Raw genomic sequence first — 25,447 nt, forward strand, 5'->3', positions numbered from 1 at the left:
GGAATCAGCTGTTTATCAATTTTTCTATCCATTCATTAAAATGCCTGCATTCAATACGTAATCTATCAATACCAATATTTTTAGTAACATATTTACCTGTTGCAGGTTTATTATAATTATAATGTTTCTTTTTGTTTCCTTCAATTGCCTTAGTGATACGTTTACTTGGAGCTGTTTCTGGGTTATTGTTTATCAACTCCGGATTTCCAACTTTCCGTAAAGCGTTTGTCAGTTGTTTACAACTTCTTTCACAACCGGGGTAAAGTGTAGTGATATATTCAATACCACAGAATAAAAGAGCTTCAAATTCATAGATCTGAATATATGGAATAAAACGTTCATCCTTAATAGCATCCGCAAAATCTGCCTCCAAAGCACTTGTACGGGCATAAGGATCACTAATTGTGTTGCTAACCGCAAAACCCGGGAAATCTTCGGGAAGGGCATAAAGGTCAAACATCGTTGTAAAGATATGTCGTTCATACTCCCCATCTTGTTTTGTTTGCATCAACAAATTAATATCCGTTAGAGCATGTACATAAGTCAGCATTCCTCCACGTGCATTTTTCTTTTTATTAGTTGTAATCAAAATACTTTTTACCCCGGTCACACCATGCTCTTTAAGGTATGGTTTTAGCACTTCTTCAACAAATCCTTGTTCTGTCTGTCCTTCACAAAGAACATGAATGATTTTAGCTATCATACCGGACGCCCTCCTATGATATTTTTATCCCATAGCTCACTAACCGTATATTTCTGAAGCCAAAGACGATATTCTTCACTACTTAGGTGGGTTACAGATGTTGATTGAGACTCCTTATCCATTTCTATAACAGAAATATTGTCAATATCAAAATGATCCACCAAGTCCTTACTCTGCGTAGCTATGACGATTTGTGCGTGTATTGATGCGTCTTTTATCATTTCCGCTAATTGAGTTATAGCATATGGATGTAAGCCCAATTCTGGCTCATCAAGTATTATAACATTCGGCATGGTTTGTGGCGGCTGCAAAAGTAAGGTTGCCAATGCTATAAATCTGATTGAGCCGTCAGAAAACTGATAGGCATTGAAACGATAGTCTGTAGCAGAATTATCCATCCAGCGCAGAGAAACAAATCTATTAATCGGCTCAAGATAAAAATCTTGAAACTGAGGCACAACATCGCGTACATATTCCACTATCCTTTTATATGAATTTTTATAATTATCTCGTAAGAAAAGCAGAAACGAAGGCAAATTATTGCCGTGAGATTGAAGATAGTTGGTTGTTTCAACGGGACAAACTTGACGCAAAGGGCCTTCTACTGATGAATCATGAAATTGGTAGACTTTACAATACGACAACATCTGAAAGATAGACTTTGCAACGGGGTCATTGCTTTCTGCAAGAGCTGACTCTTTAAACCCCGGCTCCAATGTGACTTCATAGGGTCTTCCTTCTCCTTCACGATGCCATATAATACGCTCTTCTGTAATAATCAGCCTATCCGGTGTTGCATTTGCCAAAGAAAAGCTATATGTATCTATGGATCTACTATCTACAAATTTTAGTTCCCCAAACATTGCAGGGGTCTTTTTCGCGCCATAGTACAACAAAGCATTTGAAGTTCCGGACATTTCGACATACCTCCCAAATGACCTACTCATCATATAACTTAACATACGAAAAAAACCGACAATATTACTTTTACCCGAGCCATTAGCCCCCAACAAGATACTAACATCACCAAGTTTTAATGTTACAGGTCTGTTAAAAGCTATAGATTTATAGCCTTTTATTATTACTTCTTGTAATTTGATCCTTTGGTAAGTCTGCGTCATTGTATACTCAATTTAAATTTGTACAAAGTTAAGTATAAATCCCCAAAACAAGCTAAAAAACAAAGAGAAAACTTTTTTAATGATATTACCTAACTCCTTTGTCTTGAAACAAATCCGTTTCATTCAAAACACAAAAAAGCTGTGTGTTAACAAGGATTATATAGAACAGAATATGAAAGCCTCCACATCCTCCCCGAAACCTTTCAGACAAAGAAAAACATTTACCTCTTGAAGTATTTTCATCCTCGCTCCGGCCCGATATATAGATGCCTCCGGCTGGAAGTATAGATGCAGCATGCTCGATATATACATCCGGCACAGTGGAAATATAGTTCCACCAAAATCCGCCTACAGACATCTCTCGCAGGGGGTACTTCCGGACAGGCATTCAGTATTAATTCTCAACAAGTCAACAGTGCGATTGGACGGAGCACTGAAAAACCGAGCACCATAGAAACGCCCTCGCACATAAAAAAGGACGAAATTATGCTGTTACGTCTTCGATTCGCACTATCTTTGGGCAATCATTTTAGAAGAGATACTCCACTATGACGAAAGAAAAGAGAGTATATGTATGCAGCAATTGCGGTCAGGAGTCTCCCAAATGGGTAGGAAAATGTCCTTCGTGCGGAGAATGGAACACGTATGTGGAAGAGGTGATACGGAAAGAGGCAGTGAGCAAACGTCCGGTATCGGGCATAGAGACCGCCAAAGCAAAGCCCGTGACCTTGGACGACATCACGGCCGATGACGAGCCGCGCATAGACATGCACGACGACGAGCTGAACCGTGTGCTGGGCGGCGGTCTGGTGCAAGGCTCATTGGTGCTGATTGGCGGCGAGCCGGGCATCGGCAAATCCACATTGGTGTTGCAAACCGTGCTCCGCATTCCGGAGAAACGAATACTCTACGTCTCCGGCGAAGAGAGCGCCCGCCAACTGAAACTCCGTGCCGACAGGTTGACAGGCAGCTCCTCCGACTGCCTCATCGTGTGCGAGACTTCGCTGGAGCAGATTTATGTCCACATCAAAAACACGCGCCCGGACATTGTCATCATCGACTCCATACAGACCATCTCTACCGAAAGCCTCGAATCATCACCGGGAAGCATCGCCCAAGTAAGGGAATGCTCCGCCTCCATCCTTCGTTTTGCCAAAGAGACCCACACGGCGGTCGTCCTCATCGGACATATAAATAAGGAGGGCAGCATAGCCGGCCCCAAGGTGCTGGAACATATTGTAGACACCGTGCTTCAGTTTGAAGGCGACCAACATTATATGTACCGCATCCTGCGGAGCATCAAGAACCGCTTCGGAAGCACGGCCGAGCTGGGCATCTACGAGATGAGGCAAGACGGACTGCGGCAAGTGAGCAATCCCTCCGAACTGCTGTTGAGCCAAGAACACGAGGGAATGAGCGGCGTGGCCATCGCCTCGGCCATAGAGGGCGTAAGACCCTTCCTCATCGAGACGCAGGCGTTGGTCAGCAGTGCCGTGTATGGCAATCCGCAACGCTCGGCCACGGGATTCGACATCCGCCGGATGAACATGCTGCTGGCCGTGCTCGAAAAGCGCGTGGGATTCAAGCTGGCACAGAAAGACGTCTTCCTGAATATTGCAGGCGGGCTGAAGGTGAACGACCCCGCCATCGACTTAGCCGTAATCAGCGCCATCCTCTCCAGCAACATGGACGCCGCCATCGAACAAGGCGTCTGCATGGCGGGCGAAATCGGGCTGTCGGGCGAAATCCGTCCGGTGAACCGCATCGAACAGCGCATCGGCGAGGCGGAGAAGCTGGGCTTCAAGCAATTTATATTGCCAAAGTACAACATGCAGGGCATCAACACCAAGAAGATAAGAATAGAGCTGATACCGGTGCGGAAAGTGGAAGAAGCCTTCCGCACGCTGTTCGGCTGAAGCATCACGAATGTAATACATATAAAATATGAGAAGACATTTCTGCTACCTGTGCCTGCTATTCCTTGCCACGGCATGCGAATATCCCGTAGGCGAAAACTTTATCGAGATTAAAGAGCCCGATAAAGAGATACCCGTGAAAGTAGACCTGAACGCTTTTACGAATGGAGAGGCCATCCTCGTCAACAAGCCCACAACGCTGGACTACTCCTTGAGCCTGTCGGGCAAACCAATCAGTAAAATCATATTCTCTTTAGGAGACCGTATTTGGGAATCCACCTCTCCCAACACGCAGATTTACATCGACAAAGAGACTTTCCCTGCCGGAAAGTACACGCTGAAAGCCGCCTTTTACGCTCCCACCGGCAGCGGAAGCATAGCCGACCAACTGGGTGCGGAATCTTATTCGGGCGAGATGAGCTGGCCCGTCATCATCGACTACCGGATGGTGCTGCCGGATGTAATGACTTACCGTACCAACGAAAACCGCTCCTTGGAATTGGCTTGGCAAACTCCCGTACTATCGCATCTCACCGTCTCCTCGTACACCCTCTACGCCCTTACCAAAGACTTGAGGTCCTACAGCGAAACCATCCCGGCCGGTCAGGCCCATTTCGTAGATACCCGCCATATAGGCAAAGAGACCACCTATAAGCTGTATGCCAACATGAAATACGAAGGCAAAGAAGGTCTGGTCTGGCTGATGGGTGAAGTCACCGTTCCGCAGAAGCTGCCCCGCCTCTACACCTCGGCATGGGACATGGAGCACGTTTGGGTCAGCTGGGAATTGCCATACAACTGCCTGCCAAGTTTCACCATCAACGGAGAGGAACCTTTCTCTCCAGCCGAAGGCCAGCAATCCATCCGGCTTCCGGTCGTGGAGTTCGGAACGAATGCATGGTACGAATCCAACCGGGTGCTCATGACACTGTCGCCCATCGACCATCCTTCGGAAACGGTCTATCAACAAGAGTTCCATCCAGGCTCTCCCGGTTATCACTATGAAAAGGAACGGGCCAGTTCGTGGTGCTACAATCCCGTGACCGGAATGCTCTATGCCCATGGCAACTTCCTGAATGCCTACCGCTATCCGCAACTCACTCCCGCCGTAACCCTCGAAGCTTCGAGAACAGCCACCGTATTCACCTCGTACACGGAACCGCTGCTGGGCATAGCCGAAGCAGACAAGATAGAAATCAGGGATGCTCGCACGCTGGAACTGAAACATACGCTGACTGTTTCCCGGCTGCTCTTGGCGAATGGTGACCTATTCCTCGTTCCGAATGGAAAGTTGGTTTATAAGACTTACACCCCGGACAGCAGATATCAGGATATTATCATCCACAAACTGGATGGAGACATCCTCTCGACCACACATGTGGAAAGTTCTTCGGCACTCATTTCGCCCGACGGCAAGCGCATCGCCGTTCCCGGCTTTTCGGGAATAAGAATCATAGAACCGGACAACGACCGACCCGCACATGAATATCTTCTGCCCATTCCTTTCGAAAAGCAACAAAAAATGGATTTTAATCCCGCCAACCTTTCGCAGTTGATAACCTACGACCAAAGCAAGCATTGCATAGAGATACGCAACTGCCGGACGAACGAAGTGATAAAAAGCATCCTCCTGAAAGACGGTATGAAGTACTTGTCGGCCGACCCCGTCACCGGCAATCTGTTGGTGGGGAACGACCACAAACTATCCGTACTCTCCGCCACGGACTACAAAGAGATTTTCACCGTAAAAGCCTCCTATGCCATCTGGCCTACGCTGACAGGCGATTACCTGACGTCCTTTGACGGATTCATCCTTAACATCAAAAAGCCCTCATCCAAATGAAACCGAAACACATCCTTATCATAGCATGGCTGCTGTGCGCCCTGCCCATCAGCGCACAACAATTTATAATGGAATACAATGGCGGATATGCCACTTACAGCATGAGTAATCTGAAAGATTTCATATCCCATCTCTCCACCCCGGTAAAGAACATAAAAACGACCGACAACTTCCCCGGATACATCACCCACGAGGGCAGATTCGGCATAGCATGGCACCGCCTGCATCAGGCAGGTATCTCGATAGGATACATGAATACGGTGGGCAGTCGCGGAGTAGCCGACTATTCCGGAAGCTACCGATTTGAATTCCGCGTAAAAGGTCTACGCACAGGTGCATTCTACCGCTTCTTCCTGCCCGATGCGGCCGACAAAACGCTGTCGCCCTACCTGCAATTTTCTGCCGGAACCATCTTCAATAAAGGAAAGGTGAAAGAAAATGCAACCGTCGGCAACCACACGGAAGGCGACTCCTCTTCTTTGGGAGGGAACAACTTCTATCTGGAGCCGACATTGGGATGCAGAATCAGCTTATCTCCAAAGATAGCGCTCAACATCAGTGCCGGCTATCAATGGGACTTCTCCACCCGATTCACCTATCAAGGGGAAAATGCCAACATAAGTCCGGACTGGAGCGGGTTCCGCCTGCAAGGAGGAGTAAGCTATACCCTTCCTATGTAAGTCTCATTAATAAAAGAAGAGGAAGTTGCATTCTTCCTCTGTAATGTTCACTAATAACAGAAAACGATGATACAAGAATACCAACTGCGCGTATTGCCCGAAGTAGCAGCCAACGAACAACGACTGAAAGACTATCTGGTACATGAAAAAGGACTGGACGCGCGGGATATTACGGCGACACGCATCCTGAAGCGCAGCATCGACGCACGGCAACGAACCGTTTTCGTCAACCTGAATGTGCGTGCCTATCTGAACGAAATGCCGCGAGAGGACGAATTCGAGAAAACAATCTATCGCAGCGTCAACGGCAAACCGCAAGTGGTCGTGGTAGGCGCCGGACCGGCAGGCTTGTTTGCAGCCCTGCGCCTGATAGAACTTGGGCTGCGCCCCATCGTCGTGGAGCGCGGCAAAGATGTGCGCGAACGTAAGAAAGACTTGGCCGCCATCGGACGGGAACAGTGCGTCAACCCCGAATCGAATTATAGCTTCGGCGAGGGAGGGGCAGGCGCCTACTCGGACGGCAAGCTATATACCCGCAGCAAGAAACGGGGAAACACGGACAAGATACTGAACGTGTTCTGCCGGCACGGAGCATCCACCTCCATACTGATAGACGCCCATCCGCACATCGGTACCGACAAACTGCCGCGCGTCATCGAAAACATGCGCAATACCATCCTTGCATGCGGCGGCGAGGTGCATTTCGAGACACGCATGGATGCCCTGATTATAGAGAAGAACGAAGTAAAAGGCATCGAGACAAACACAGGGAAAACGTTTCTCGGCCCGGTGATACTCGCCACGGGGCATTCCGCCAGAGACGTGTACCGATGGCTTGCAGCCAACCGGGTGGAGATAGAGTGCAAAGGCATCGCCGTGGGCGTTCGTCTGGAACATCCTGCCGCATTGATAGACCGCATACAGTATCACAACCGGGAGGGGCGTGGCAGATACCTCCCGGCCGCCGAATACAGCTTCGTCAGTCAGGTGGACGGACGAGGGGTGTACAGCTTCTGCATGTGTCCCGGCGGCTTCATCGTGCCCGCCGCCAGCGGCCCGCAGCAGATCGTGGTGAACGGCATGAGTCCCAGCAACCGGGGCTCGCGCTGGAGCAACTCCGGCATGGTGGTGGAACTGCGTCCGGAGGATTTGGAGGACAAAAGGCTGAACATACACCCTACCGACGCCGACGGCAACCGCTCGCCTGACTTCTCTTCCCAACTCGCCATGATGTATTTTCAGGAAGACTTGGAACGGCTGTGCTGGCAACAGGGCAACATGAAGCAGACCGCCCCGGCACAGCGCATGGACGACTTCACAAGGAAGAAATTGAGCTACGACCTCCCGGAAACGTCGTATGCGCCGGGCTTGGTCTCCTCGCCCCTGCACTTCTGGATGCCTCCCTTCATCGCCGAACGCCTGAGCAAAGGTTTCCAGCAGTTCGGCAGATACAGCCGGGGCTTCCTGACGAACGAGGCGGTGATGATAGGGGTGGAGACCCGCACATCGGCACCGGTGCGCATCATCAGAGACAAAGAGACGTTGCAGCATGTACGCATCAAAGGGCTGTTCCCCTGCGGAGAGGGTGCGGGATATGCCGGAGGCATCGTTTCGGCGGGCATCGATGGCGAGCGGTGTGCCGAAGCCGTGAAGGCCATGCTCTCCTCCCCGGCAAGCCTCTGATCAGTCGTCCCAAGCACTAAGCACTAAACGTTAAACAACTAACCGCTAAAGTCATGACACCCGAAATAGCAATCGTCGACCCCAACAGCCTCTCTTCCTTGGGATTGCGGAATCTTCTGGAGGAAATCATCCCGACGGCCGTCATCCGTTCGTTCCGCTCTTTCGGCGAATTGATGGACGACACCCCCGACATGTACGTACACTATTTCATCTCTTCGCAAATCTATTTCGAGCACACGGCTTTCTTCTTGGAGCGCAAGCCCCGCACCATCGTGTTGGTGAATGGAGAGGCCGTCCCCCAACTGCCGGACATGCCCACGCTCAACATCTATCAGGACGAAAAGAACCTCGTGAAGAGCATCCTCCAACTGCACCAATACGGACATCAACATGGGGATCGCAGAAAACCCTCATCGGCCGGACACGCAGCTGCCGCCCCCAACGCTGCCGCCGATGAGCACGACCTGTCCGCCCGCGAGATAGAGGTGCTGGTGCTGGTGGCCAAAGGCCTCATCAACAAGGAGATTGCCGACAAGCTGAACATCAGCCTGACCACCGCCATCTCCCACCGCAAGAACATCACCGAAAAGCTGGGCATAAAATCGGTTTCAAGGCTCACCATCTACGCGGTGATGCACGGATATATCGAGGCTGACAGGATCTGACAGAATCATGATCATATACTACCGAGATTTACAATGATTTTTGCTGTTGCTTCCACTATCCGATACCTGCGGCACACTTCAAGGATTATTTTCTGTGGGATGTCGGTCACTACGGGGTGTGTTTCTCCGTCTTCGCAGAGTGCGTGTTGCAACGATAGTTGTGGGTAGAGTGCATGCAGCAGCACGGCAGAGCGGTCGTAGGCTGTGGGCGATGCCCCCTTCATGTCAATGTGGATAAGGCATTTCTTGCAGTCTTCCGCCGCTTTTATTTTCTTGTTTCTTCGGTAAGAGCCATTATATTAGACGTTAGACGTAAGAGGTTAGACGTTAGACGTCTAACCAAGCGGATTCTCGTTCTGACCGCCCGTGCCGCCGCCCGAGCCGGAACCGCCCGAAGCACTGCCGCCCGGCGCAGGCAGCCCTTTCGCCTTGCGGTAGTCCGCCAACGAAGCATAGTTGATTTTGTTTTCCAGCACGCCGCTGTTCTCGAAGCTGAGGCCTTGCAGGGTCTTTTCCCGCAGCTCCTTGGCGGGGGTGAAGACGATGCGGGGCGACTTTATCATCTGCCCGGCGTTGAACTTGTCGATGTCTTCCACACCATCGCTCTTGAAGGTGAGGCGGAACGAGCCCAGGCCGGGCACGTTCACCGTGTGGCCTTGCTGAAGCTGCTGCGGGATGAAGGCCGCCAGCAGCTCCATGGCGGCCTCCAGTTCGATGGGTGCCGTGGTGGTGTTTGCCGTGGCGGCACGGGTCAGGGCTTTGGGCGACAAAGGTTTTGCACTGTTGGGCGTGGCATACCATTTGGCGGGTTCATCTTTTTTCAAAGGGTTCTTCCTTTGTACGAGTTTGTAGTTCACACTCATAGCTTATTCTCCTATTGTTTTAAAATGGTTAATAAAAAAGATATTTGTATATCGCTTATAATAAGCGGGTTATTTGTTTTTACATACAGTATTTATCGGTGCGTGCCACGCCTCTATAGAGGTGGTGGTTTTGTCTCTATAGAGACGTTACCAATGCCTCTATAGAGACGTCATCGTTGCCTCTATAGAGACGATATGCACGCCTCTATAGAGAGGCGACCGCAATCATTATAGAGACGCTGCGCCGGCCATGCACAAGACTGCTTAAAAGCAACCGGGCGCGATTACGCTACACGCGGTCGCTTCGCTCCCTTTATTCTTCTTGAACCGCCCTCACCCCGTAGCCGTAGCACCGACTGTCGCCGCTCAGCGGGTACACGTTGCCCGATTCGAAGTGCAGGTGCCACCCGCGGTATATGTAGTCCGGCCCCGCCGTCCAATAGTAGGCGAGGCTCCCCACGAAGTGGGGCACTACGACGTAGTGCCGAAAGCCCGACGCAGGGAAAAACACGGTCTCGGTCCTGCTTGAGTTGCAATAGAAGTTCCAACCTTTATTCCAAGGTTGTTGCACATTGAATTGGCTGGCAGTGCTTATATTGTTTCCTGTTGTAGTGAAGCCGGTGTAGACATTGCCCGGAGGCATTTTGTAGCCTGCGGGGCAAGGGTCGTAGATGGTCTTTACTACAGAGTTATCGTTGGGAAAACGATAACTGTTATTCGCGTCCCACAGGTTATAATATTTATAATCCATCTCATATCCGGCATTGAATGTTTGGGGAGATTGAATACCAGAAGTGATGCAGGCATTATAGTATGAGAAGCTGTCTGTCGGAGGAAGCTGGTTGGTCATGACGCTCCCATCGGCATCGTACCAAGTCTTATTGATGCTGTGATAGACGTCGTTTGGATTCTCCAATGCCCCCACGAACGGGTCTTTACGACCCCACTGGTAATAAGTGTTGTTCCCAAGTTCCGTAATGGTATGCGCTTTCTGCTTCACTGTAAACGTCTTTGTCGCCGCCTGCGTGTATCCTGCCGTAGGCTTCTGCTTGAAGCGTACCTGCACGGTGCGTTCGGCGTAGGTTTCTGTCTTTCCGTCGCACCAGCCCAGGTTGAAGGCCATAAGCTTATACTTTTTGTCCTGGTGGTTGGTGATTTCCTTGTCGGGTGTGGTTATTCCGGGCTTGTAGTCCGTCACCCAGATGTGCCAGCTCCAAAGTATGGTGTTCGAGGCGTCGCGCACCGCCACCACGGCGTTGCCCTGCCGGATGGTGGGCTGCCTCACGGCAAACCAGAGGTTGCGCTTGTCCAAAGATAGCCCCACGTCCGTAACAAGGTTCGGCTCGTCCTGCCAGACAAGCGTGCAGTTATCGGGAGTGCAGCCTGCATTGTTGTAAATATACGGGGAGGTAATACCTGCTCCTCGGTGGTTGATAAACGGTGTCAGCACATTGCTTCCGCTTTCCGTAGATGTGTAAGCGGACGAATTGGTTGTTCCATTCTTTATGGCATTGCCATACACCAACGGCAGGAGGTATACGCCCGGAGCGTTCACAATGTAGCAGTTGGCAGTCCGCCTCGGCACGGTCTTGCCCTGATAGTCGTGCCTGGAGAGGTCGTAGTAATTTACCGGTTTGGCATTCTTCAGTGCTTCGGTGTGCGGGTCGGCCGAGGTGCTTGTCTGCGCCGCCACGGTGGCGGTGTAAACATCACCTGATGTGCTGCTATTCCCTGTCCCACTTGCGGTGAAGGCAGTGAGCCATGCGGGCTTGGTGCTGCTCCAGCTCACCCCGTCTTCGGAGAACTCCGCTTCCCAGGCTATGGGCACGTTCGCCGTGCTCCCTCCTCCCGACACGGTGGCATAGCTCTTCACGGTATAGCTGCCGTTTCCACCTTGGTAGGTGTAGTCAGCCGGCGGTGTCACCTCCAATGTAGGCGTAATCCCAATGCTGCTCGTGCTGATGCGGTAGGTCACCGTCTTTCCCATGGGCCAGGTCTTTCCGGCAATGTTCGCCGTGAGGGTGCGGGGCGTGTTCGTCAGGTTGTCCCTGTACTCTATTTCTATCTGCGCATTTGTTGGCAGGGTCTGCGGCAGCATCATGAAAGTGGCGGCCGCGGGTGTCAGAGGCGTGCCGGGCGCCGGCGGGTCGGGCGCCGTGGCGGCGGGCGAGAGCGTCAGCTCGAAGTTCCTCGCCCCGCCCTGGTTGTCCCATGCCGGCGAAGCTGTCATCGGCAGGCTGCCCGCACTGTACACGCCTTTCAGCGTAATCTTCGACACCGTTCCCGGCAGCATGTTGTCGCCCGTGACGAAGCGCACCCCCGTCAGCGCATGCTTCATCTTCAGATTCTCGTCCGTGTTCGTGTTCCCCGGTCTGTCGGTAGAGGCAGCCACCAAGAGGTCTTTCTGGTCGGCCACATCGGCCGGCACAGTGTACGACAGGTAAGGCGGGTTACCCGAAGTCCCGTCGTTGAACGCCGTCAGCCCCGCACTGCCGTAGGGCGCCGAGGCAAAGAAGCTGATTCTGCGTGCGGCTCCCGGCCAATAATAGGAAGTGCTCCACGACTCGCTCTTCTTCACCCGGACGGTGCGCATGTACGACTCGGTGCTCCCTCCCGTATAGGCCGACGGCCAGCTGTCCGATGCGGGGTAGACGAACGCCGTCACCGCCATCTCGTCGTACATCGTCGTGTTGTCCACGGGTGCGGCTTTGGTGGTGGCGCCGGCGTCGATATCCTGCCCGGCCGTGTCATCTCCTATTCCGTCCGTAGTCACGGCATGCAGGTACAGCGGTTTACCGTCTCCGGAAGCCTCACCCTCCAGGGGGATTACCTGCACGGCGGGCAGGGTGTCGGCAGGCAGGCTGCCCGCCTCCGTCCCCGCACCCTTTGTCAGTGCGGCCTGCGCGGCACTGCCTTCCTTCCAGAGGTCTACCGCGAAACCGATTCTCTCTCCCGGAGGGAAACCTTCATCCCGCCCGTCCGTGCAGGCACCCGAGAAGGATAGCAACAATACCGCCACACCCGCGGCGGCCGTACCGATAAAATGTTTCTTTCCCATTGTTATTCAGTTTTAGACATTATTAGATGTTAGACGTTAGATGTTAGATGATAGATGTTAGACGTTAGATGATAGATGATAAATGTTAGACTTTAGGCGTCAGATGTCACGCCTGCCCTCTAATCTCTAATATCTAACGTCTAACGTCTAATCTCTAATATCCCTGATAAAGTGGACGGAAAGGGATGGAGGGTTGTCGGCCCTCCCCGGCACTTACAAAAGGCGTTGGGTTATAGAAGTTCGTTCCGGTCCCGCCCTTTCCGCCCGGTTTCGTCTCTATAGAGAAGCGACCACAACCGCTATAGAGACATTGCGCCGGCCATGCGCAAGGCTGCTTAAAAGCAACCGGGCGCGATTACGCTACACGCAGTCGCTTCGCTCCCTTTATTCTTGCGACGCCCTCACCTCGAAGCCGTGGCTCCGATAGTTGTAGTACAGCGGGTACACGAAGCCCGCGTAGAAGATCAGGTACCACCCGTTGTACGTGTCGTACGGCCCCGCCGTCCAATAGTAGGCGATGTTCCCCATGTCGCAGGGCACTGCGGAACTGGTGCCCCGATAGCCCGACGCAGGGAAAAACACTGTGTCTCCGGTGTGGTTCAGTCCGCAATAGAAGTTCCAACCTTTGTTCCAAGGGCCTTGCACATTGAACTGAGATGAGTTGCTCGTATTGCCTCCCGTTGTAGTGAAGCCGGAGTAGACATTGTTTGGCGGGAGACTGTATCCTGCGGGGCAAGGGTCGTAGATGGTCTTTACAACAGAGTTATCGTTGGGAAAATCAGCCCTGTTATTCGCGTCCCACAGGTTATAATATTTATCATCCATGTTATCATTCGTACAGAATGTATTAGGCTGGGTGATGCCTGAGGTGATACAGGCATTATTGTATGAGAAGTTGCTTGTTGTAGGAATCCGGTTGGTCATGACGTTCCCCTCGGCATCGTACCAAGTCTTATTGATATTCCCCACAAGCACTCCCACGAACGGGTCTTTACGACCCCACTGATAATAGGTATTGTTCTCAGATTCTGTAATGGTATGCGCTTTCTGCTTCACGGTAAATGTCTTTGTTGCCGTCGGCGTGTAACCTGCAGTAGGCTTCTGCTTGAAGCGCACCTGCACGGTGCGTTCGGCGTAGGTCTCCTCCTTTCCGTCGCACCAACCGAGGTTGAAGGCCATAATCTTATATCGTACGCCCTGATGGTTGGTGATTTCCTTGTCGGGTGTGGTTATTCCGGGCTTGTAGTCCGTCACCCAGATGTGCCAGCTCCAAAGTATGGTGTTCGAGGCGTCGCGCACCGCCACCACGGCGTTGCCCTGCCGGATGGTGGGCTGCCTCACGGCAAACCAGAGGTTGTGCTTGTCCCAAGATAGCCCCACGTCCGTAACAAGGTTCGGCTCGTCCTGCCAGACAAGCGTGCAGTTATCGGGAGTGCAGCCTGCATTGTTGTAAATATACGGGGAGGTAATACCTGCTCCTCGGTGGTTGATAAAAGGTGTCAGCACATTGCTTCCGCTTTCCGTAGATGTGTAAGCGGACGAATTGGTTGTTCCATTCTTTATGGCATTGCCATACACCAACGGCAGGAGGTATACGCCCGGAGCGTTCACAATGTAGCAGTTGGCAGTCCGCCTCGGCACGGTCTTGCCCTGATAGTCGTGCTTGGAGAGGTCGTAGTAATTTACCGGTTTGGCCTTCTTCAGTGCTTCGGTGTGCGGGTCGGGGGTGCTGTTCACCTGTGCCGCCACGGTGGCGGTATATGTAGAGGGCGAGGTGCCGCCCGCGCCGCTTGCGGTGAAGGTCGTCAGCCATGCGGGCTTGGTGCTGCTCCAATGTACCCCGTCCTCGGAGAACTCCGCTTCCCAGGCTATGGGCACGTTCGCCGTGCTCCCTCCTCCCGACACGAAGGCATAGCTCTTCACGGTATAGCTGCCGTTTCCTCCTTGGTAGGTATAGTCAGCCGGCGGTGTCACCTCCAATGTGGGCGTAATCCCAATGCTGTTCGTGCTGATGCGGTAGGTCACCGTCTTTCCCATCGCCCACGTGCTTCCGGCAATGTTCGCCGTGAGGGTGCGGGGCGTGTTCGTCAGGTTGTCCCTGTACTCTATTTCTATCTGCGCATTTGTTGGCAGGGTCTGGGGCAGCATCATGAAGGTGACGGCTTCGGGCGTCAGCTCCGTGCCGGGCGTCGGCGGGTCGGGCGCCGTGGCGGCGGGCGAGAGCGTCAGCTCGAAGTTCCTCGCCCCGCCCTGGTTGCGCCATGCCGGCGAAGCAGTCATCGGCAGGCTGCCCGCACTGTACACGCCTTTCAGCGTAATCTTCGACACCGTGCCCGGCAGCATGTTGTCGCCCGTGACGAAGCGCACCCCCGTCAGCGCATGCTTCATCGTCAGAGCCTCCTCGTCCGTGTTCGTGTTCCCCGGCCTGTCGGTAGAGGCAGCCACCAAGAGGTCTTTCTGGTCGGCCACATCGGCCGGCACAGTGTACGACAGGTGAGGCGGGTTACCCGAAGTCCCGTCGTTGAACGCCGTCAGCCCCGGGCTGCCGTAGGGCGCCGAGGCAAAGAAACTGATTTTGCGTGCGGCTCCCGGCCAATAGTAAGAGGTATTCCACCCCTCGCTCTTCTTCACCTTCACGGTGCGCATGTAGCTTGTGGCCCTCCTTCCCGTATAGGCCGACGGCCAGCTGTCCGATGCGGGGTAGACGAACGCCGTCACCGCCATCTCGTTGTACATCGTCGTGTTGTCCACGGGTGCGGCTTTGGTGGTGGCGCCGGCGTCGATATCCTGCCCGGCCGTGTCATCTCCTATTCCGTCCGTAGTCACGGCATGCAGGTACAGCGGTTTACCGTCTCCGGAAGCCTCACCCTCCAGGGGGATTACCTGCACGGCGGGCAGGGTGTCGGCAGGCAGGCTGCCCGCCTCCGTCCCCGCACCCTTTGTCAGTGCGGCCTGCGCGGCACCACCTTCTTTCCAGAGGTCTACCGCGAAACCGATTCTCTCTCCCGGAGGGAAACCTTCATCCCGCCCGTCCGTGCAGCCGGCGGGAACAGTGGATAACAGCAATGCCGCCGCGCCCACGACGAGCATCCCCATGAAATGTCTCTTCTTCATGTCAATTAGCGTTAGTTATTAGCGATTGGTGATTAACGGTTAACGGTTAGTTGTCAGTGGCTGGCAGGGCGCAACCACCGGCCACTCATCGTTAACCGCTGACCGCTATATTACGTGGACGGAAAGGGATGGAGGGCTGTCGGCCCTCCCCGGCACTTACAAAAGGCGTTGGGTTATAGAAGTTCGTTCCGGTCCCGCCCTTTCCGCCCGGTTTCGTGATGTGATGACCGTGCGTGTGTATTACAAGTTCTCCGTCTGGTCAGACCAGTCATCCACGGTGACGGTGAACTTGATGGGCTGTCCCAGGATAGGCGCTTCCGGATCTGCGGGCGTGGTCGGCGTGGTCGGCGTGATGGTGCCTCCCGGTGTCGGGTTGTCCTGGTTGGGCGGCTGTATACCTCCGCCACTGCCGCTTCCGCTTCCGAACTCGAGCACATAGATGTACTTCTTGCCCGGCACCCATTCGGTGGCGATGGGCACTGCGTTATAAGCGTAGCCCGTGGTCGCGGTGGTAGGGTAGAGCGGGGTGTAGTTGCCCATATTGTCGTTCATGTCCATGCGGCAGAGCACGCCGATGTACGAGCCCGACGCGGCCAATGTCGCATTGTAGGCGGTGAGGGCCTGCGGTATCATCATGAAGTTGTTAGCGCCGAACATGATGCTCCGGGCGGTAGCGCTCAGTTCCAAGGGTGTCTCCGGGGTAGCCGTTTCCACGCCATAGTCCTTGACGTCGGAGAGGTTGCTCCAGTTCGCGCGCGGCACGTTGTACGTGGTCGCGGTCTCTTCCTGCGGGAAAGCGAAGTCACCCTTGGAGTAGACGTTGCCCAGTTTCACGCCCACCACCTGCACGCGCAGGTTGGCGTTGGAGCATTTGGCCTGCACCTCTATCTGCGAGAGGATGTGCTTGAAGTTCATGGGCACGCCGGCGACGCCGAATGTGCTCGCCCCCACAACCGTGGATTTGGAGCCGGCGTTGAAGGCGGCCACCACGTCCTTTTGGTCGGCTACCTTGGCGTCGGGTTCGAAGCCGGCGATCTTCTGCTCGGTCTGGTTTATCGTCACCAAGGTGTTGATACTCGTGGGCGCGTATGCCGTGAAGTTCAGCGCCCCTGCGGGCCAGTAGTAGATGGAAGCGGTGTTCCAGTTATCACCGTGGTCAGAACTGCTGACAGCCAGGTTGGTGAAATAGTTGGCTCCACCTGTGGGGAATGCCGTCACGTTGAACGAGCCCATGTTGGCCTTGGTGGTCACGGCGCGGGTTGTCTTGCCCAGCGAGGTGCGGAATCCGATCGACCCGATCTTGTTCACGTCCGTGGTCTCGTCCTGCGAGCAGGAGGCCAGCGCGGCGAGCGCGAGGCCTGCGTAAAACAGATGTCTCATTGTCTTCATTGTCTTTTCTTTTTTAAATTACAGTTAGTTAATTAAGTGATTATCACGGTCCGCATCACGGTGGATGCGTATGGCATTATCCGTTTGCATGTATCATGCGGGGGCGTCTCAGACGCCGAGTGGGATCTCCTCGGTCTCCCAATCGTCCACCGAGGGATGGAACCCTCCGCCGTTGACGATGGGCTTGGGCAGCGGGAGGCCCTCGAGGACGATGCGCACGTGCCGCTTGTCGGGAGCCTCGTTCACTTGGCGGGTCACGTCGAAGCGGTAGTAGAACTTGCTGCCGTCGGCCAGTATGAGGTAGAGGGTGAGCACGTGCGTGGCCCCGGACTCGGCCGAGAGGCCGAAGGTGAAGGTGCTGCCCGTGATCACGGACTTACCGTCCGAGTCGGCCGGGAAGGGGATCATGCTCCCCTGCCCGGAAACGGAGCCGTCGCCCATGAAAAGCGAGCCCGACATGCCCGAGAAGGATGCCCCGACAGAGGAGACGTACTTGAGGTTCTCCACAGCCCTGACCTCGAAGCTGCAGGTGCACACCTTGGGATGCACGGGCAGCACCAGCGTGTAAGGCTGCTCCCCACCGACGGCGAGGCGCACGCCCGTGAGGCTGCCTCCCCATACCTGCTCGGGCGCCAGCACCACGGGCTCGTTGCCGGGGTTGGCGCCCCGCGGCTCGCTGCGGGTGCTCATGGTCTCGCCCACAGAGGTGGGGCGGGTGTATATCTCGAAGGTCTCGTAGCTTTCCGTCCCACGGAGCAGGATGGTCTCGGTGTCGTTGTTCAGGTATATCACCCGGTAGTCTCCCCACGGTATCCTGGCCGTGCCGCCGGCCGGGTCGGAGAAGTCGCAGCGTATGGGCCCGCCACCCTGCTCGGGGAAGAAGAAGGCGCTCATCCCTTCCGCCCGCGTGCCGGGGGCGGCACTCCAGTCGAACTTCACACGCACCTCCGCCAAGGGAGAGGAAGGGAAATACAGGTCCTTGTGATCGCACGAACTGAACGTGCAGGCTATGAATGTGGCTATGAGCGTGACGCAGGCGGTCAGCCCGATGGCGGCCGCGGACACGCACAAGGCGTGCAGGGCGTTCGTGCCCCTCTCCGCCTTTCTTCTCGTCGTCTCTCTCCTTGCGGAGCTTGAAGTTATCGTTGTCATTCCCATGATAGTCCTCCTTATTTAGCGTTATCCGTTGTCTGCTTTCCCTTCCTCACGTTGAAGTTGCCGTGTCCCAGCAACCACACCAGCGAGACCTCGGCCTTCGTGGGACCGAACCAGCGGCGGTTCTTCGTGGTACGCCACACGTAGAGCCCGTTCTGCGGGACGTACTCGTAATACTCGCCCCCGAGGTAGCCGATGCCCAGCGTGAAGTCGAGGTTGAGCCTGCGCCCGATCGGGGCGGAGTAGCCGTAGGAGATGCCGCCGCCGTAGCTCCAACGGTCGCCGAGGTAGCCCTTGCCGCCCCACTCGAGGTCGTAGGTCAGCAGCTGGCCGTAGAGCCCCACGTGGTGCCCGGTCAGCGGCTTGCGGCCGAGGCTCAGCCAGTGGCGCACCTCGAGGTCGCCGCCGCAGACCCGGTGGTAGCGGTAGCGGCTGTCGTTCTTGAGCCACGTGTACATCCAGTTACCGGCCACAGACCAGCGGCCACCGAGGTGGAACTCCAGCCCGATGTTGGGGATGACGACGGCGGCATACAAGAGGTTGGTCTTCACGGCCATGTGGAAAGGCTTGCGCGCCCGGGGCGCGGGAACGGCAAGCGTCATGGTGTCCGTGCGCAGCACCACGAGGGTGTCGGTACGCGCCACCTCCATCGTGTCCGTCCGCAGCACGACCACGGTGTCCGTCCGCTCCTCGGGGTAGACGCACTCGTACCAGAGCTCCAGCATGGAGGTGCGCAGTTCGGGGAAGAAGTGCTCTTCCATGTAGCGCCACGTACGCCCCCCGCCAAGCAGGGCCAGGCGGTGCTTGCGCCCGTCGGGCACCGCTCCGCCGCTGGTAATCCACTCGGAGGTGTGGCGCAGGATGTCGAGGGCTTCGGAGCGCAAGGGCACTCCGCCGTCAGCCTCGGTGAGCAGGATGAGCCGTTCCCAGTCGATGCCGGGGGCGTGTGAGAGTACGGGGATGTCCCTGCCGGAGAAACGGCCGCGGATATAGTCCCAGAAGTGTACGGCACGCTGTTCGGACAGCGCCTTGTTCAGGGCGGTGCTTCCCTCGGGGGAAGCGCCCGAGACCATGCGTATGCCGCGCACGCGGCAGGTGCTGTCCGAGAGCAACGCCTCCAGGCGCAGGGTGAAGGCGTCGAGCTTGTCGCCGTTGCCGTGGAAAGAGGGGTCGAGAGACGGCTCGCCTTGGCGGAAATGGATGCGGACGGAGTCGCGGCCCCGCCGGTTTCCGGATTCCTGCCCCCGGACATGGCCGAGAAGAAGCAGGAGAAGCAGAAGAATAATAGGTCTTTTCATTGCCGGTGAATAAGGGTTAATTCGGTATAAGATAAATCTTTTAAAAGTTGGTAATCTCATTCGTTTTTTAGGAACTTCTCTAATTTTTCCATTGTTTTTTTACTCTGTTTTGAAGTTCGGTTTATATCCCTCCAAAAAAAGTTCTTGAAAATTCGTTTAACAAGCCAAAATTAGATGAATATTTCGATGAAACCGTAGGAAAGGGGGGGGTGACATAGTGACAAATTATTGAAAAGAAGGTGACATAGCCCCTGAGAAAGGTGTAAAAGGAGGGGGAGAGGTGGAATATTGAGGAAGTGCGGCTGTATGTGGGCAGTACAGCTGTCCGGCGATACCTTGGTCGGGCCGTGGTAATGTCGTGGCCGAGGCGTAATCAAACTGTCATTGAAGAAGTGAGGTTATTGGTTCTTCTTTTGTCCCAATCGCCTGTATTCAGTCGGAGTAAGATTGTATTTCTTTTTAAACTGGCGATAGAAAGTACGGAGGGTGCCGAAACCGGACTGGGTAGCGATGTACTCCAATACATAGTCGGTCTGCTCCAACAGCTTGCAGGCATGTTGCAACCGCAGGTTGGTTACAATGTCGTTCAGCGAGGTATGGCAGTTCTCCGCCAGTTGTTGGTCGATGGCATACCGTTTCATCTGCAATCGGGTCTCAAGGCAGCCGGTGTTGAAGTCCTGAGACAAGAAGTTGTTGTTCTCGGAAAGTAAAGTTTCTATTTGTTCTTGCAGATTCTCTTCCGTTTTAGGGTTGTCGGCTCGCTTGGCCGGGGTTTGTTGTACCGCCAACCGTACATATTTATATAGGTATTGGTTGTCGTGAAGCCGCCGGCGGTGGAAATAAATCATGATGACGATGATAATGACAAGAGCTGTAGCCACGCCTGTGGCCACCATTTTATAGACGCGTTGCTTGTAATACGACACGCGCAGGGAGCTGTTCTCGCTCAGCACATCGTAGAACTCCATGTTTTCGCGGTGGATGAAGTCGTTGATGCGTTTCACCTCGCCCGCCATAGCTTCGGCTTTTACCTTCTCACCTTGGCGGATGTAGATTTGCAGCAGACTGTTGCAGACAGAGAGCAGTTCGACGGATGGAGTAGCGAGATTATTGCGGTAGAAATCCTCACCCAAGGACAGGATATTTTCCGGGATGCTGTTTGCCTCGACATAGATACTTAAAAGTGACCCGAGCACATTTTCCATGGGAGGGTATTTATGGAACAGCGAGTCGGCTCCGGCGGCAGCTTTCAACGCTTCGTCTTTTCGCCCGCACTTGACAAGGGCATGCCCGAGAGCGAGATTAAAGTACATGCGGTGAATATCATAGCCTGCATGGTCAGTAGCCCCGTCACCGCCATCCTGTTGTTCCCTGTTGAGCTCTTGAACGGCATCGGGAATATAGGCGGCAGCCTTATTGGGTTCGCCTCCGTCAATGTAGATGTCGGCAAGTAATAAATCGAAAGAGTGCCGCATGATGGCGCAGTTGCCACGGACATTCTCATTAGGGTCGTCGGCGAATAAGTTCAGCATGGCCCGTGCCTCATGCCATGACTGCATGACCTTGTCCGTTTGTCCGCTCTTCGATAGCGCTCTTGTCTTATAGTACTCACATAGAAGGGTATAGTAGGCTTTGATTGCACGTTCGCGAGGGTGTCTGTCGGTTATCTTCTTCGTTTCTTGCCTTATTTGGTCTACCAGTCTCGCCAACTGCTCGTATTGTCCGAGCTTGTCTGCAAGCCGGCATTGAATGTCCAGCCCATCCAAGATGTTTCCTTGATCCTTACTGCCGAGTTGCTGCATGGCAAGGGCGTGGCGCAGGGCATCGGCATAAAGATTGTTGTTCAGGCAGACAAACCCTGCCACCCGTTCATATCGCATGCGGCTTTTATGTTTCCAGCCCTCCCGTTCCAGCCGCTTTCGTGCAGGTTCCAACAGACGGTAGGCACGTTGCGGCTCTCGGACGTACAGTTTATCTATATAGTCGATGTCGAGCGTGTCTGCGGCATGGCAATATACCGTAAACAAGCCCAATAAGCAAACGATGAATAATTTCATAATTATCTAAAATGACTGCAAAAATAATGAGTTCGATATAATTCTACAAACTCTTTTTTGATTATTAGCAATATGGCGATTATAGAAACGGTCAATGATGAGCTAAAGAACATTTGTTAAACAGAACATACATAACATTTAAACGCTTACCGCTATGCTCGCAAAGTCCAAGCGGAAATTTGTTCTGTGGCAGACACTTTTTTCAGGAGGAAAAATATTTACCCCTTATCGTTTCCTTCTCCCTGCCCCAACTCGCTATATAGATTCTCCATGCTGGAACTATAGATGCAGCACACTCCGCATATACATCCAGCACGGTGGAGATATATCCCCACCGAAGCCCGCCTACAGGTATCTCTCGCAAGGGGTGTCACTTGATAACCGATTGGTGTTAATTCTTTACAAAATAACGCTCTGATAGAACATGATTCTGAAAAGTCAAGCGTCATAAATGTAACATTTAAGGCTCAAAATGTAACATTTGGTACACATAGCATAGCATATAATAGCATAACCCCTCCTCAAGAGTTCCCCCGAAATCGGGGGCACTGAAGGCGCGGCCGTTCCGTCCGCGGAGGAGGGATATGGCTGAAAGATAATTTCTTTGAGAAAAAAACACCCGGAAATCCTTTCCAGCAGTTCACGGTTGCCTTCCGCCAGCCGTTCGTCCTTTATCCCTTCGATGTATATGAGCGTAGTCTCGGTGTCGGTGTGCCCCAGCCCCTTGGAGATGACCGGCAGCTCTACGCCCGGCCTCTTCCCCGCAGGGAGTGGTGAGGGAGCAGAGTACCAGCCTGCGCATCTCCTCCGCCCCGATGCTTCACTTGACTGTGCGCTCGTTGCCCGTAAACACGCCCTTGAACGGTGCCTTGTCCTTCACGAGGCGCTTTGCGGCCGCCTTGTTGTAGATGGCGCGCAGGGAGCTCATGTAGCAGGAGGAGGTATTGGGGCACACGCCCCGGCCGTGAAGCCAGCGTTCGTAGCAGCGCACGGCATCGGCATTCAGCGAGGAGAGCGGCACGTCCCTGCCGCCGTTGAAGCGGATGAACGAGCGCACCTCCGTGCGGTAGTTCTGGGCAGTGGAGGGGCTTACGCCACGGGCCGCCGCATAGACAAACTCCGAAAGCAAGGGCGAGGTGCTTTGCCCTTTTACTTTCTTTACTTACTTTCTTTTCCTTGTCTCTTTTGCTAACGGGACTTACTCTTTGGTGCCCATCCTGCCTTTTGAAATAAGATAGAATACTGAACATATGCGTAATGGATTTATAGAATTGATAATGCGCATACAAAAATAAGATGTAACCCTTAAACAAGAAAAGAAGCCCGTCATTGAACAGGATTTAGTGCAATGGCACTCGGTCAACATGATTCTGAAAATAGCGGACTTATCCTAATAAATGAGGATTGCACATCCCGGCAAATAGCCGTTACTTTGCAACCAAAATTATAATGACTTATGAACAGATACAGATTATTTATTTCATTCCTTGCGCTGCTGACCGCCGGCATCGTATCGGCCGACGAGCTGGATACGCTGAAAGTGGTAGATGTAGAAGAGGTGCTGGTGATTGCGGCACCCAAGGAAACCCGCAAACTGCGTGAGCAGCCTACCTCCGTGACCCTGCTTTCGCAACAGGACATGCAAAACGCACAAGTAAGGTCCATCAAGAGCCTGACAGGGCTTGTACCCAATATGTTTATTCCCGACTACGGCTCGCGACTGACCTCTGCCGTCTATATCCGCGGAATAGGCTCGCGCATCAATACTCCATCGGTAGGCCTCTATGTGGACAATATGCCCTACATAGACAAGTCGGCTTTCGACTTCAGCTATGCCGACGTGGAGCGCATCGACGTGCTGCGCGGACCGCAAGGCACACTCTACGGCCGCAACGCCATGGGTGGCCTCATCAAGGTACACACCAAATCGCCCTTCTCCTATCAGGGCACGGACTTCCGCATGGGAGCAAGCACGCACAATGCCTACAACACTTCCATCACCCACTATCACCGCATCTCTGAACGGTTCGCCTTCTCGGCCGGAGGGTTCTACGACTATCAGGGTGGGTTCTTCCACAACAGTGCACGCAACGAGAAAGCCGACCGAGGACAGGCGGCAGGCGGACGCATGCGCGCCATCTGCCTCCCTTCCGAGAACTGGAAGATTGACCTGAACGTAAGCTACGAATATAGCGACCAGAACGGATATCCTTATTACTACATGGGAAGCCTGAACGCCGGAAAACAAAGTGAGGCACTGAAGCCCTACATCGGGAAAATAGCCAACAACGAACGGAGCAGCTACTATCGCAACCTGCTGAATGCAGGATTGAACTTGGAATACCAGGCCCGTAACTTCATCCTGAGTGCCGTCACCGGCTACCAGTTTCTGAAAGACCGCATGTTCATGGATCAGGACTTTACGCCCTCGGCCATCTTCAACATCGAACAGAAACAGAAGATGAACGCCCTCAGCGAAGAGATTGTTCTCAAATCGAAACCCGGACGCCGTTGGCAATGGACAACGGGAGCCTTCGGTTTCTATCAGTGGCTGCGTACGGCAGGGCCGGTGAACTTCGGTCAAGACGGAATGAGGATGTTAAAAGGAATGCTCGGAGCGGTAATACCTTCGATCGACGTGCCTATGGGACAGGGTATGAGCATGAGCATCTTGCCCTCTCTGAACATAACAAGTCCCTTGATGCACATCAACGGCGATTTCGATACTCCTTTGATGAACGGAGCCATCTTCCATCAATCTACCTTCAAAGACTTGTTCGGAATCAGCGGGCTTTCGCTCACTGCCGGATTGCGTTTGGATTATGAACGGATGAAACTGGAATACAACTCAGCCACTTCGATGGACTACACCGTGGCCATCCAAGGAAAAATGAAGAGGGGCGAAACCGTAGTCAGAGAGATTGCCATGATGCCCGAAACACCGATGACCGTCGTGTCCGAATATAAAGGTTCGCTCAAAAAGGATTACTTGCAACTGCTGCCGAAGATAGCATTGCAATATGACTTCAAAGAGAATAAAGGCAATGTATATGCCACCGTGAGCAAAGGGTATCGTTCGGGCGGATACAACATACAGATGTTTTCGGACTTGCTGCAAAGCAGCCTGAGAAGCGACATGATGCAACAGACCAAAGAAGCCATCCTGCCCGGAGTTCCAGATAACTACAAAGAACTGGTAAACAAAAACATGCCCGCCGGAGGCCAGAAGCCCGATGTACAGACAGCCGTGATCTATAAACCCGAACAGACATGGAACTATGAAATAGGTACGCACCTGAACCTTGCAGGCGGACGCTTGCAGGCAGACGTCTCTTTCTTCCTGATGGACACCAAAGACCAGCAGATCTCGCACTTCGCACAGAGCGGACTGGGACGTGAGACAGTGAACGCCGGAAAGAGCCGCAGCCTCGGAGCGGAAGCGTCACTGGCCGTTGCCGTCACCACGGATTTCACCCTGAACGCCGGCTATGGATATACGTATGCCACATTCAAGGGCTATACCACCGTGAACAGTAACCTTCAGACAATCAGCTATAACGGCAATTATGCCCCGTTCGTGCCCAAGCATACGATGAACATAGGCGGACAGTATATCTTCCGCATCAATCCGGGATGCTTATTGGACCGCATCCGGCTGAACGCCAACTACACCGGGGCAGGACGCATCTACTGGAACGAAGCAAATACAGCGAGCCAAGCCTTTTACGGCACACTGAACGGACGCGTCAGTTTCCAGAAAGGCAACGGACAGATAGACTTCTGGGTGCGCAATGCCCTGAACAGAGACTATACAGCCTTCTACTTTGAAAGCATGGGTAACGGACTGCAACAAAAAGGAAGCCCCATCCAGGCAGGAGTGGAACTACGATGCCGCTTCTAAT

General features: G+C 53.7%; 17 protein-coding genes. 6 read left to right on the top strand and 11 right to left on the bottom strand.

Annotated elements, in window-relative coordinates; genetic code table 11:
• Positions 1-4 precede the first annotated feature (4 nt).
• Positions 5-703 (bottom strand): DUF4276 family protein, encoded by a 699-nt coding sequence (locus C3V43_RS07460; RefSeq protein ID WP_106069259.1) that lies wholly within the window; start codon positions 701-703, stop codon positions 5-7.
• A complete protein-coding gene (locus tag C3V43_RS07465; protein WP_106069260.1) occupies positions 700-1,824 on the bottom strand; it encodes an AAA family ATPase in 1,125 nt (374 codons plus the stop codon). Before C3V43_RS07465 ends, C3V43_RS07460 begins: the two co-directional genes overlap by 4 nt.
• Positions 1,825-2,372: 548 nt before the next feature.
• Here C3V43_RS07465 and radA point away from each other — a divergent pair.
• From radA to C3V43_RS07490, 5 genes are all read left to right on the top strand, one after another.
• Positions 2,373-3,740, top strand: coding sequence for a DNA repair protein RadA (gene radA, locus C3V43_RS07470; RefSeq protein ID WP_106069261.1), 1,368 nt, complete (start codon positions 2,373-2,375; stop codon positions 3,738-3,740).
• 28 nt (positions 3,741-3,768) lie between these two features.
• Entirely contained in the window at positions 3,769-5,583 is a 1,815-nt protein-coding gene (locus tag C3V43_RS07475; protein ID WP_106069262.1) for a hypothetical protein, read from the top strand.
• The gene (locus C3V43_RS07480; protein ID WP_106069263.1) at positions 5,580-6,263 is read left to right on the top strand and encodes a hypothetical protein; all 684 of its coding nucleotides are present in this window, start codon (positions 5,580-5,582) and stop codon (positions 6,261-6,263) included. Before C3V43_RS07475 ends, C3V43_RS07480 begins: the two co-directional genes overlap by 4 nt.
• A gap of 66 nt (positions 6,264-6,329) precedes the next feature.
• A complete protein-coding gene (locus C3V43_RS07485; protein WP_106069264.1) occupies positions 6,330-7,946 on the top strand; it encodes an NAD(P)/FAD-dependent oxidoreductase in 1,617 nt (538 codons plus the stop codon).
• Positions 7,947-7,999: 53 nt separating this feature from the next.
• Entirely contained in the window at positions 8,000-8,611 is a 612-nt protein-coding gene (locus tag C3V43_RS07490) for a response regulator transcription factor (RefSeq protein ID WP_106069265.1), read from the top strand.
• Positions 8,612-8,622: 11 nt separating this feature from the next.
• Here the strand turns inward: C3V43_RS07490 and C3V43_RS14685 are convergent, their stop codons facing one another.
• From C3V43_RS14685 to C3V43_RS07530, 9 genes are all read right to left on the bottom strand, one after another.
• A complete protein-coding gene (locus C3V43_RS14685) occupies positions 8,623-8,835 on the bottom strand; it encodes a hypothetical protein (RefSeq protein WP_129588737.1) in 213 nt (70 codons plus the stop codon).
• Positions 8,836-8,946: 111 nt separating this feature from the next.
• Positions 8,947-9,468: an HU family DNA-binding protein gene (locus C3V43_RS07495; RefSeq protein ID WP_235655824.1), complete on the bottom strand. Its 522-nt coding sequence runs from the start codon at positions 9,466-9,468 to the stop codon at positions 8,947-8,949.
• Positions 9,469-9,787: 319 nt separating this feature from the next.
• Positions 9,788-12,532, bottom strand: coding sequence for a fimbrillin family protein (locus C3V43_RS07500; RefSeq protein ID WP_106069267.1), 2,745 nt, complete (start codon positions 12,530-12,532; stop codon positions 9,788-9,790).
• A 384-nt stretch (positions 12,533-12,916) separates the two neighbouring features.
• A complete protein-coding gene (locus C3V43_RS07505) occupies positions 12,917-15,646 on the bottom strand; it encodes a fimbrillin family protein (RefSeq protein ID WP_129588738.1) in 2,730 nt (909 codons plus the stop codon).
• A gap of 240 nt (positions 15,647-15,886) precedes the next feature.
• The gene (locus tag C3V43_RS07510) at positions 15,887-17,035 is read right to left on the bottom strand and encodes a fimbrillin family protein (protein WP_235655825.1); all 1,149 of its coding nucleotides are present in this window, start codon (positions 17,033-17,035) and stop codon (positions 15,887-15,889) included.
• A 108-nt stretch (positions 17,036-17,143) separates the two neighbouring features.
• Entirely contained in the window at positions 17,144-18,193 is a 1,050-nt protein-coding gene (locus C3V43_RS07515; protein ID WP_106069269.1) for a DUF5119 domain-containing protein, read from the bottom strand.
• An 11-nt stretch (positions 18,194-18,204) separates the two neighbouring features.
• Complete coding sequence (locus tag C3V43_RS07520; RefSeq protein ID WP_106069270.1) at positions 18,205-19,488, bottom strand: DUF3575 domain-containing protein; 1,284 nt, start codon at positions 19,486-19,488, stop codon at positions 18,205-18,207.
• A 398-nt stretch (positions 19,489-19,886) separates the two neighbouring features.
• A complete protein-coding gene (locus tag C3V43_RS07525) occupies positions 19,887-21,545 on the bottom strand; it encodes a helix-turn-helix transcriptional regulator (protein WP_106069271.1) in 1,659 nt (552 codons plus the stop codon).
• Between the two features lie 820 nt (positions 21,546-22,365).
• A complete protein-coding gene (locus C3V43_RS07530; protein ID WP_106069272.1) occupies positions 22,366-22,674 on the bottom strand; it encodes a phage integrase SAM-like domain-containing protein in 309 nt (102 codons plus the stop codon).
• A 327-nt stretch (positions 22,675-23,001) separates the two neighbouring features.
• Here C3V43_RS07530 and C3V43_RS07535 point away from each other — a divergent pair, with 327 nt between their 5' ends.
• Complete coding sequence (locus C3V43_RS07535; protein WP_106069273.1) at positions 23,002-25,446, top strand: TonB-dependent receptor; 2,445 nt, start codon at positions 23,002-23,004, stop codon at positions 25,444-25,446.
• Position 25,447: the final 1 nt, after the last annotated feature.

Source organism: Prevotella heparinolytica, from assembly GCF_002998535.1.
In the GTDB taxonomy this organism is placed as follows: Bacteria; Bacteroidota; Bacteroidia; order Bacteroidales; family Bacteroidaceae; genus Bacteroides; species Bacteroides heparinolyticus.

Excerpts from the sequence above, each read along its gene's own strand:
- C3V43_RS07505 (WP_129588738.1), bottom strand. The coding sequence starts at position 15,646 with ATGAAGAAGAGACATTTCATGGGGATGCTCGTCGTGGGCGCGGCGGCA.
- C3V43_RS07475 (WP_106069262.1), top strand. The coding sequence starts at position 3,769 with ATGAGAAGACATTTCTGCTACCTGTGCCTGCTATTCCTTGCCACGGCA.
- C3V43_RS07500 (WP_106069267.1), bottom strand. The coding sequence starts at position 12,532 with ATGGGAAAGAAACATTTTATCGGTACGGCCGCCGCGGGTGTGGCGGTA.
- C3V43_RS07480 (WP_106069263.1), top strand. The coding sequence starts at position 5,580 with ATGAAACCGAAACACATCCTTATCATAGCATGGCTGCTGTGCGCCCTG.
- C3V43_RS14685 (WP_129588737.1), bottom strand. The coding sequence starts at position 8,835 with ATGAAGGGGGCATCGCCCACAGCCTACGACCGCTCTGCCGTGCTGCTG.
- C3V43_RS07490 (WP_106069265.1), top strand. The coding sequence starts at position 8,000 with ATGACACCCGAAATAGCAATCGTCGACCCCAACAGCCTCTCTTCCTTG.
- radA (WP_106069261.1), top strand. The coding sequence starts at position 2,373 with ATGACGAAAGAAAAGAGAGTATATGTATGCAGCAATTGCGGTCAGGAG.
- C3V43_RS07525 (WP_106069271.1), bottom strand. The coding sequence starts at position 21,545 with ATGAAATTATTCATCGTTTGCTTATTGGGCTTGTTTACGGTATATTGC.
- C3V43_RS07485 (WP_106069264.1), top strand. The coding sequence starts at position 6,330 with ATGATACAAGAATACCAACTGCGCGTATTGCCCGAAGTAGCAGCCAAC.
- C3V43_RS07535 (WP_106069273.1), top strand. The coding sequence starts at position 23,002 with ATGAACAGATACAGATTATTTATTTCATTCCTTGCGCTGCTGACCGCC.
- C3V43_RS07465 (WP_106069260.1), bottom strand. The coding sequence starts at position 1,824 with ATGACGCAGACTTACCAAAGGATCAAATTACAAGAAGTAATAATAAAA.
- C3V43_RS07510 (WP_235655825.1), bottom strand. The coding sequence starts at position 17,035 with ATGAAGACAATGAGACATCTGTTTTACGCAGGCCTCGCGCTCGCCGCG.
- C3V43_RS07515 (WP_106069269.1), bottom strand. The coding sequence starts at position 18,193 with ATGGGAATGACAACGATAACTTCAAGCTCCGCAAGGAGAGAGACGACG.
- C3V43_RS07460 (WP_106069259.1), bottom strand. The coding sequence starts at position 703 with ATGATAGCTAAAATCATTCATGTTCTTTGTGAAGGACAGACAGAACAA.
- C3V43_RS07520 (WP_106069270.1), bottom strand. The coding sequence starts at position 19,488 with ATGAAAAGACCTATTATTCTTCTGCTTCTCCTGCTTCTTCTCGGCCAT.